This window comes from Aminobacter sp. SR38, assembly GCF_014843375.1.
GTDB lineage: Bacteria > Pseudomonadota > Alphaproteobacteria > Rhizobiales > Rhizobiaceae > Aminobacter > Aminobacter ciceronei.
The window spans coordinates 2,799,161-2,807,500 of sequence record NZ_CP062112.1 but is presented as its reverse complement, the minus strand read 5'-3'; the positions used below and the strand labels follow the sequence as shown (position 1 = coordinate 2,807,500).

7 protein-coding genes, 1 tRNA gene, 2 rRNA genes and 1 pseudogene (1 of these 11 running past the window's edge) are annotated in these 8,340 nt (G+C 60.5%); 3 read left to right on the top strand and 8 right to left on the bottom strand.

Features of this window, described 5'->3' with window-relative positions; all coding sequences use genetic code 11:
- From IG197_RS13725 to IG197_RS13715, 3 genes are all read left to right on the top strand, one after another.
- Positions 1–2,072, top strand: a 23S ribosomal RNA gene (locus IG197_RS13725); it begins 728 nt to the left of the window's first position.
- A 98-nt stretch (positions 2,073–2,170) separates the two neighbouring features.
- Positions 2,171–2,285: ribosomal RNA gene (gene rrf / locus IG197_RS13720) — 5S ribosomal RNA — on the top strand.
- A gap of 168 nt (positions 2,286–2,453) precedes the next feature.
- Positions 2,454–2,529 (top strand) — tRNA-Met (locus IG197_RS13715).
- Positions 2,530–2,948: 419 nt separating this feature from the next.
- On the opposite strand, the gene IG197_RS13710 is transcribed toward IG197_RS13715, so the two are convergent.
- From IG197_RS13710 to IG197_RS13675, 8 genes and pseudogenes are all read right to left on the bottom strand, one after another.
- Entirely contained in the window at positions 2,949–3,677 is a 729-nt protein-coding gene (locus tag IG197_RS13710) for a phytanoyl-CoA dioxygenase family protein (protein WP_192319490.1), read from the bottom strand.
- A gap of 10 nt (positions 3,678–3,687) precedes the next feature.
- Positions 3,688–4,503 carry a glycosyltransferase family 32 protein gene (locus tag IG197_RS13705; RefSeq protein WP_192319488.1) on the bottom strand — a complete coding sequence of 272 codons (816 nt, stop codon included), beginning with the start codon at positions 4,501–4,503 and terminating at the stop codon, positions 3,688–3,690.
- Positions 4,504–4,611: 108 nt separating this feature from the next.
- Positions 4,612–4,953, bottom strand: a complete 342-nt coding sequence (locus tag IG197_RS13700; protein ID WP_192319486.1) for a hypothetical protein — start codon at positions 4,951–4,953, stop codon at positions 4,612–4,614.
- Between the two features lie 61 nt (positions 4,954–5,014).
- Positions 5,015–5,521, bottom strand: a complete 507-nt coding sequence (locus IG197_RS13695; RefSeq protein ID WP_067965849.1) for a chemotaxis protein CheD — start codon at positions 5,519–5,521, stop codon at positions 5,015–5,017.
- Between the two features lie 26 nt (positions 5,522–5,547).
- On the bottom strand, positions 5,548–5,937 hold the full coding sequence (locus IG197_RS13690; protein ID WP_067955473.1) for a response regulator: 390 nt from the start codon (positions 5,935–5,937) through the stop codon (positions 5,548–5,550).
- Positions 5,915–6,983: pseudogene (locus IG197_RS13685) on the bottom strand (chemotaxis response regulator protein-glutamate methylesterase). The gene IG197_RS13690 and the pseudogene IG197_RS13685 overlap by 23 nt, the downstream one beginning before the upstream one ends.
- Entirely contained in the window at positions 6,980–7,876 is an 897-nt protein-coding gene (locus tag IG197_RS13680) for a protein-glutamate O-methyltransferase CheR (protein WP_192319484.1), read from the bottom strand. Before IG197_RS13680 ends, IG197_RS13685 begins: the two are co-directional and overlap by 4 nt.
- Positions 7,873–8,337, bottom strand: a complete 465-nt coding sequence (locus IG197_RS13675; RefSeq protein WP_154387179.1) for a chemotaxis protein CheW — start codon at positions 8,335–8,337, stop codon at positions 7,873–7,875. Before IG197_RS13675 ends, IG197_RS13680 begins: the two co-directional genes overlap by 4 nt.
- Positions 8,338–8,340 lie beyond the last annotated feature (3 nt).

Sequence of the window (8,340 nt, the reverse complement as noted above, 5' to 3'; positions counted from 1 at the left end):
GTGATCTAGCCATGAGCAGGATGAAGGTAAGGTAACACTTACTGGAGGTCCGAACCCATAACTGTTGCAATAGTTCGGGATGACTTGTGGCTAGGGTGAAAGGCCAATCAAACTCGGAAATAGCTGGTTCTCCGCGAAATCTATTTAGGTAGAGCGTCGACCGAATACCCCAGGGGTAGAGCACTGGATGGGCTAGGGGATCTCACCGATTTACCAAACCTAACCAAACTCCGAATACCTGGGAGTACTAGTCGGCAGACACACGGCGGGTGCTAACGTCCGTCGTGAAAGGGAAACAACCCTGACCTACAGCTAAGGTCCCCAAGTTATGGCTAAGTGGGAAAGGATGTGAGGATCCCAAAACAACCAGGATGTTGGCTTAGAAGCAGCCATCATTTAAAGAAAGCGTAACAGCTCACTGGTCTAAATAAGGGTCTTTGCGCCGAAAATGTACCGGGGCTAAAGCCATACACCGAAGCTTAGGGTTTGCAGCTTGCTGCAAGCGGTAGCGGAGCGTTCTGTAAGCTGACGAAGCCGTACCTGTGAGGGGCGGTGGAGGTATCAGAAGTGCGAATGCTGACATGAGTAACGTAAGGTGTGAGAGACACCCCGCCGAAAGTCCAAGGGTTCCTGCTTAAAGCTAATCTGAGCAGGGTTAGCCGGCCCCTAAGTCGAGGCAGAAATGCGTAGACGATGGGAACCACGTTAATATTCGTGGGCCTGGAGGAAGTGACGGATCACGTATGTTGTGGGGTCTTATTGGATTGATCCCTGCAGCGGAGTGGTTCCAGGAAATAGCTCCTCCTTATAGACCGTACCCGAAACCGACACTGGTGGACTGGTAGAGTATACCAAGGCGCTTGAGAGAACTATGCTGAAGGAACTCGGCAAATTGCACGCGTAACTTCGGAAGAAGCGTGACCCTTTCCTGCGCAAGCAGGGTGAGGGTGGCACAGACCAGGGGTAGCGACTGTTTATCAAAACACAGGGCTCTGCGAAGTCGCAAGACGACGTATAGGGTCTGACGCCTGCCCGGTGCTGGAAGGTTAAGAGGAGAGGTGCAAGCTTTGAATCGAAGCCCCAGTAAACGGCGGCCGTAACTATAACGGTCCTAAGGTAGCGAAATTCCTTGTCGGGTAAGTTCCGACCTGCACGAATGGCGTAACGACTTCCCCGCTGTCTCCAGCATAGACTCAGTGAAATTGAATTCCCCGTGAAGATGCGGGGTTCCTGCGGTTAGACGGAAAGACCCCGTGCACCTTTACTATAGCTTTACATTGGCATTCGTAGTGGCATGTGTAGGATAGGTGGTAGGCTTTGAAGCCAGGGCGCCAGCCTTGGTGGAGCCACCCTTGAAATACCACCCTTATCTCTATGGATGTCTAACCGCGGCCCGTTATCCGGGTCCGGGACAATGTATGGTGGGTAGTTTGACTGGGGCGGTCGCCTCCTAAAGAGTAACGGAGGCGCGCGATGGTGGGCTCAGACCGGTCGGAAATCGGTCGTCGAGTGCAATGGCATAAGCCCGCCTGACTGCGAGACTGACAAGTCGAGCAGAGACGAAAGTCGGTCATAGTGATCCGGTGGTCCCGTGTGGAAGGGCCATCGCTCAACGGATAAAAGGTACGCCGGGGATAACAGGCTGATGACCCCAAGAGTCCATATCGACGGGGTTGTTTGGCACCTCGATGTCGACTCATCGCATCCTGGGGCTGGAGCAGGTCCCAAGGGTATGGCTGTTCGCCATTTAAAGCGGTACGTGAGTTGGGTTCAGAACGTCGTGAGACAGTTCGGTCCCTATCTGCCGTGGGTGTAGGAATATTGAAAGGATCTGTCCCTAGTACGAGAGGACCGGGATGGACGGATCTCTGGTGGACCTGTTGTGGCGCCAGCCGCATAGCAGGGTAGCTATATCCGGACGGGATAACCGCTGAAGGCATCTAAGCGGGAAACCCACCTTAAAACGAGTATTCCCTGAGAACCGTGGAAGACGACCACGTTGATAGGCCGGGTGTGGAAGTGCGGCAACGCATGAAGCTTACCGGTACTAATAGTTCGATAGGCTTGATCGTTCTCATTCCTTATGTTCATCGCAGTGCGATCCCAAAGGGATCGTCACGAAAACGACAAAAGCACAAAACAGCTTCTCGATTAACATGCGCTTTGCCGACCTGGTGGTTATGGCGGAGCGGCTGCACCCGATCCCATTCCGAACTCGGCCGTGAAACGCTCCAGCGCTGATGGTACTTCGTCTCAAGACGCGGGAGAGTAAGTCGCTGCCAGGTCTGCCAAGCGCATGTTAAATCTTCTCGATACAAAAGGCCCGCCAACGGGTAGACGGGCCGCGTAAGCGGCCCTTTCCTTTGGCAAAAGCCAGACAAAGACATTTTGCCCGTGGCAAAAGTCGGAAAGCGTTGAAAAGGACGTTTTGCCTGTCGCAAAATGTCCGGTGGCGCGGGTGGAGCAGCCCGGTAGCTCGTCAGGCTCATAACCTGAAGGTCACAGGTTCAAATCCTGTCCCCGCAACCAAATACCAAAACAGCCCAGCTTGCCTGGGCTGTTTTGGTATTTGGACGCAGGTGACGGTCGAGTTGAACCTGCATCAGGGGCCCGCTAGGAGCCAAAGCCGACGACGCGGGACAAAAAGCCAAATCCTGTCCCCGCAACCAACAATAAAAGCCCGCCAAGGTGAAAACCACGGCGGGCTTTTTGCTGTCTCGAACCACGTGACAGCCCGAGCTTGAAGCGTGAGGCGGCCTCCAAAGCCGCAGACCCAACAATCAAAAGCCCCCAAAGGTCAAAACCACCGACGGCTCTGTCGTGGCTGGACGCTGGTGACGCGACAGCTGAAAGTGCTGCACGGTCCGCGCCGGCAAAGGTCGCCGGAGCTCGAGCTGGCAGGCCTCGACCAAACCTGCTCCGCCCGTCCGCCTCATGCTCCTGAAGGCCTAAGCCAAATAGCGCCTGTCCCAGTCGGCCATCCTATGCGCATTGCCGATCTGCATCGCCTGCGAAAAGGCCGAGCGGACACCACCGAACACCGTCGACACCAGGATCTTCGGCCGCGCGGCGAGCTCCGCGCTTGCCATATCTGCATCAGTCGACCCGCGATGCAGCCCGCGGATGTCCATGATAACCACGTCGCCGGCCCTAACGTCGATGCGAACGACGTCCGCGGCCGACGCTTCCGCAAGGGCTTCGAGCCGTGTGTCATCGAGCGGTGTGGGCGTAAGATGCGAGCCTGGCAGGATCCGAAGGCTGGCGCCGTCCTGCAGATAGACCAGTGCCTTGAGGCATCCGGCCGTCTCCGCCCAGGGATCGCAATCCTTGAGGAAACCCCTGTAGCGCCCACGCAGCAGATCGGTGTGCCAGTGTTGGGAACGATTGACCGTAATGTCGCTCAAGCCAAGGGCGAAATACCGGATGTCCTGGTAATAGGCCTGCAGGAACCGGTTGATCGTCTCGTCGGCAGCGATCCTGGCGTGGACTGCCGCCAAGGCTGGAAAGCGATGAAAGCCGGCGAGATGGTAGGAGTGGGCGACGTTACGTGTCTGTCCCATGCTGCCGAGATTGTCGACGGCAGCTTGGCGAAATGCCTCGATTTCGGCTTTGTCGAAGACTTGCGGCAGAACGCAATAACCGTCTCTCAGGCTCAGGTTGGTCAGTTTCGGATCCATGCACCCCAGCTCAGCCCTGCTTCAGCGATCGGCGCTTGCGCACCCGCTTCGCCTTGAGATCGAAGCGCAGTCGCTCGATCAGGCCACGCGTGTCCGGCTCGCCCCAGATGCGCCGTTCGCTCCACAATCGGTTGTAGTTGTTTCCGCCTGATGGCACCAGATCGCTGAACTCGCCTTCCGCTGTCTTGTTGCGGATGGCCACGATTTCTCCGGACGGCATCATCTTGACGATGTTGACCCTGCCGGTTCGGTCGGTGTTCAGCCGCGGCGAGTCGCCGAAGGTGATCGAGCGCCAGTCGGACGTCTCGGCCAGAACGCGCCCGAACAGATAGGGTCCGGTCGGTTCCAGCGACGAGTGGCCATAGAAGCGGGCGTTGAAATGCGTGACGATGCGGTCGATCGCCCGCGCCAGAACCGGATTGCCGGCTTCAGCATAGATGAGCGCATTGCTCGTCGCCCAGGAGGGGTGGCCTGATATGTCGCGGAAAACCACCATCTTGCAGCGGCTCCCGATCGCGATCGGGCGCAGGTGGAGATAGGACAGGTCGGAATAGAGCCCGCCATAGCTATGCAGCAGGCAGTAGCGCGCCAGATCCGCCTTGAAAGCGTAAGGCGTCAACGCTTGATAAGCCTGCAGTACCGGTTCGGGATAGCTGGCGGCGAGAAACGCGGTCAGTTCTTCGTTGTCGTAGCGCCGGTACTCAGCGTCGGGATAGGTCGACCTGAACGACTCGACGTTGCGCGCGAAGCTGGCCGTTGTCGCTGGCGACGGCTGCGCGCCGTCGGTGATCATGATCTGGAAAAGCCGCAGCGGCGGTTTTGTCATTCCATTCGTCCCCGATTGCGACCTTGTTATCAGCCCGAGCGTGGGCGTGAGAAGGGGCTGTCTGGTCTGGCAGGGGGGACGTTGCGGCTATACAGCTCAAAATCGCGGCTAGAACAGCTCAAAATCGCCCGATGGCGCGGCGTTCGGCTGCGCGGAGGTCTGGCCGGCCAGGCGTGCTGCGAGGTCTGAAAGGGTGATCGCTGCGAGGGCCGCTTGCGGATCGAGCTGCCAGACTGGGCTCATGCCCGTGCCGATTTCGTCGAGATAGCCGGCTAAGCATCGAAGTTTCTGCTCGATGTGGTCGAAGTTCTGCAGCGCCTGCGCATAATGCGGGTCGCTGCCGGCGAGCTGGCTGCTCTGGGCGGAAACCAGCGGATGCAGCCTTTCCACTTGCGCGGCGATGTCATTCAACTCGCTGCTCACCCGTCCGAGCAGTTCGGAAACGGGCACAAGCGTCTCATGGCAAAGTGCAGTGGCACGCGATGGCATGTCGGAACGGCCTTTCAGAAGATCAGAAGAACTCGACGGAACCGCCCGAAGGCGCGACCAACGGCTGTTTGGGCGGAACAGGCGCAACAAAACCCTTGTCGCCGGAGAGCATGACCTGCCGGGCGCGCCCCGACAATGGCCAGTATTCGACCCGGCGGCCGCGATCGCCGCCCAGGTCGCCGCCGACGATGCTGATGCCTTCATTGCGCAGGAACGTCTCGGCAAACTCGCCGTTCATCGCGCCGATATCCGAAAGACCCTCGATGGTCCGGGCCCCCCCGAACAGCTTGGCTTCCAGCCGGTGGCGATGGGCGCCACGCTGCAGCAGGCCGTTGACGAGCAACTCCATCAGGTGGACGCCGTAACTCTGGGCATCGAGCGACGAGCGGCCATTGTTGCCGGGCAGCAGGAAGTGGTTCATGCCGCCGGTCCGGGCAAAGGGATCGCGAATGCAGGCGGCGACACAGGAGCCGAGAATGGTCGTCAGCACGACGTCCTCCCGGTCGACCACGTGGTATTCGCCGCGCATGACGGTGATGCGCTGGTTTACAAGGGTCACTTAAGGATCCCGACGATTGCTTCGATAGCCTTCTTGAGCGCCGGCGTGGTGAACGGCTTGGTCAGGAAGTTGTTGACGCCAAGTGCCACGGCGGCTTCCAGGAGCTGGCGGTCGCCCTTGCCGGTCAGGAGGATGAACGGCGTCGCCCGGGTCGGGCCGTAGGAGCGGATCGCCTTCAGCAGCTGCAGCCCGTCGAGTTTCGGCATGTTGAAGTCGGAGATGACCATGTGCGAGGGCTGCTCCATCATCATGCGCAGCGCCTGCTCGCCGTCCTTGGCGATGGCGATCTTGCGGATGCCCATCTCCTGCAGCGCATCGGTGATGAGCATGCGGCTGGTCGTCGTATCGTCGACCACGAGGACCTTAAAGTGTTCGAGGAAGGACATTTTTAGCTCCGTTGGAATTCGAGCGCGTCAGCGCGAGGATATGGGAGGCGATCTTGTCCAGCGGCGCCTGCCGCTCGACCGCGCCGACTTCGAAAGCGACCCTGGGCATGCCGTAGACAAGGCTGGTGGCCTCGTCCTGACCAATCGTGCCGGCGCCTGCCTGGCGCATGTGCAGCAGTCCGGCAGCACCGTCGCGACCCATGCCGGTCAGGATCGCGCCGACTGATTTCGAGCCTGTCGCCTTGGCGACCGAGGCAAACAGCACGTCGACCGACGGCCGATGGCCATTGACCGGATCGGTGCTGCGCAGCCGGCAGCGCAACTGGCCGGGCCCCGAAATCTCGAGATGCGTGGCACCACCGGGGCGAGATAGATGTGACCGGTCGTCAGCGGCGCGCCATCGACGGCCTCGCTGATATGTGGCCGCGACATGCGGTTGAGGCGCTCGGCGAAGCTCTTGGTAAAGGCTGCCGGCATATGCTGGGTGATCACGGTGGGCGGGCAGTTCTCCGGAAACTGCGACAGCACGGTGATCAGCGCCTCGACGCCGCCCGTCGACGAGCCGATCGCCACGACCTTGCCGTTGGGCACATAGTCAGCGTTGGCAGCAGGCTGCTCGCGCGCGTCGCTCGGCTGGTTCGTCGCCAACGGGCGGATCTGGGCACGTGCTGCTGCCTTCACCGTCGCTTGCAGCGTGCCGAAGGCGCGGTCGTCGCTGAACGACGCCTTGGAAATGCAGTCGAAGGCGCCGATCTCAAGGGCCGTGATCGTGGCCGTAGCATCCCTTGATGTCAGGCTCGACACCATGATGACGGGCATCGGCCTCAGCCGCATGATCTTCTCGAGGAATTCGAGCCCGTTCATGTTCGGCATCTCGACGTCGAGCGTGATGACGTCGGGATTGAGTTCCTTGATCTTGGCGCGGGCCTCCAGCGGGTCGGCGGCATGGCCGACGACCTCGATGGTTGGTCGAGGCGCAGCACTGCGGAAAGCAGTGTGCGCATGGTGGCGGAATCGTCGACGATGAGAACGCGAACCGGCTTCATGCGGCGCCCTCGCGCAGCTTGTAGGTGGTGATCCCTTCGGGCTGGAAATCCGCCGTCGCAGGCCCTGAGACGCGCTCGGAATGGCCGATATAGAGTGTGCCGCCCGCCGTCAGCAGCGGAACGAAGCGGCTCCAGATCCGCGACTGCGTCGCTTCCTCGAAATAGATGACGACGTTGCGGCAGTAGATCGCCTGGAACTGACCCTTCATCGGCCATGCGCCGATCAGGTTGAGCTCGCGGAAAGCCACGATCGTACGCATTTCGTCGGCAGCACTGAACGAGTTGCCGTCGCCTGAGCGGACTGGCGTGAACCAGCGCCGGCGCAAATCAGGCGGCACCGGGCGAAGGGCTGCCTCGCTGTAGATTCCCTCGCGACCGAACGCGACCATGTTGGGGTCGATGTCGGTCGCCAGAACCCGGATGTCGTGGTTGGCGGCTTCCGGCATCAGCGACAGGATCGTCAGGGCGATCGAATAGGGTTCGGCGCCATTGGAGCATGCCGCAGACCAGATCCTGACGCGGCCGCCGCGCCTCGCCGCTTCGAGCAGCGGCGGCAGGACCTGCTTGGCCAGATGTTCGAAGTGATGCGGCTCACGGTAGAAATTGGTGACGTTTGTGGTCAACGCCGCCAGCATCCTCTGGCGCTCGTCGAGACCCTCGCGCGAGGCGATGAGCGCGCAGTAGTCGCGGAAGCTTTCCAGTCCGAGCGCCCGCAGGCGCTTGGACAGCCGGGAGTAGACGAGTGCTGCCTTCGCCTCGGTCAGATGGATGCCGGCGTCGGCATGGAGCATCGCCGCGATCTGCCGCATGTCCTCGCCGGTGAGCACGAACTCACCGGCGACCAGGCTCTGGCGCTGATTGCGCGGCTTGTCGATGTTTTGCAGAGTGGTCATGCCGCGATCGGCTCAAGCGCCGGCAGGACGTTGTCCAGTGCGATCAGGCTGATCATGCGGCCTTCGATGGCCAGCACGCCGCGTACGAAGGTCTTGGCCATGTCCGAGGCGACGTCGGGCGTCGGCTTGATGGCGTCGTCGGTGACCGACAATATGTCTGACACGGCGTCGACCAGTAGGCCCACCACCTGGGTGCCGACCTGAGCCACCATGATGACATGGCGAACGGTAGGCTCCGGCGGCTGGAAGCCGAGGCGGGCAGCGAGATCGACGATCGGCAGGATCGCGCCGCGCAGGTTGATGACACCGCGGACGTAGGGCGGTGACTTCGGCAGTACAGTCGCCGGTGCCCAGCCTCTGATCTCGCGCACCGACATGATGTCGACGCAGAATTCCTGCTCGCCGATACGGAACGCGATGAGTTCGCGGCTGCTGTTGTCGTGTTTGGTGGTCTCGATCATGGC

Coding starts and splice junctions, on each gene's coding strand:
- IG197_RS13680 (WP_192319484.1), bottom strand. CDS start 7,876: ATGACCACTCTGCAAAACATCGACAAGCCGCGCAATCAGCGCCAGAGC.
- IG197_RS13695 (WP_067965849.1), bottom strand. CDS start 5,521: ATGCGCGGCGAATACCACGTGGTCGACCGGGAGGACGTCGTGCTGACG.
- IG197_RS13710 (WP_192319490.1), bottom strand. CDS start 3,677: ATGGATCCGAAACTGACCAACCTGAGCCTGAGAGACGGTTATTGCGTT.
- IG197_RS13690 (WP_067955473.1), bottom strand. CDS start 5,937: ATGTCCTTCCTCGAACACTTTAAGGTCCTCGTGGTCGACGATACGACG.
- IG197_RS13675 (WP_154387179.1), bottom strand. CDS start 8,337: ATGATCGAGACCACCAAACACGACAACAGCAGCCGCGAACTCATCGCG.
- IG197_RS13705 (WP_192319488.1), bottom strand. CDS start 4,503: ATGACAAAACCGCCGCTGCGGCTTTTCCAGATCATGATCACCGACGGC.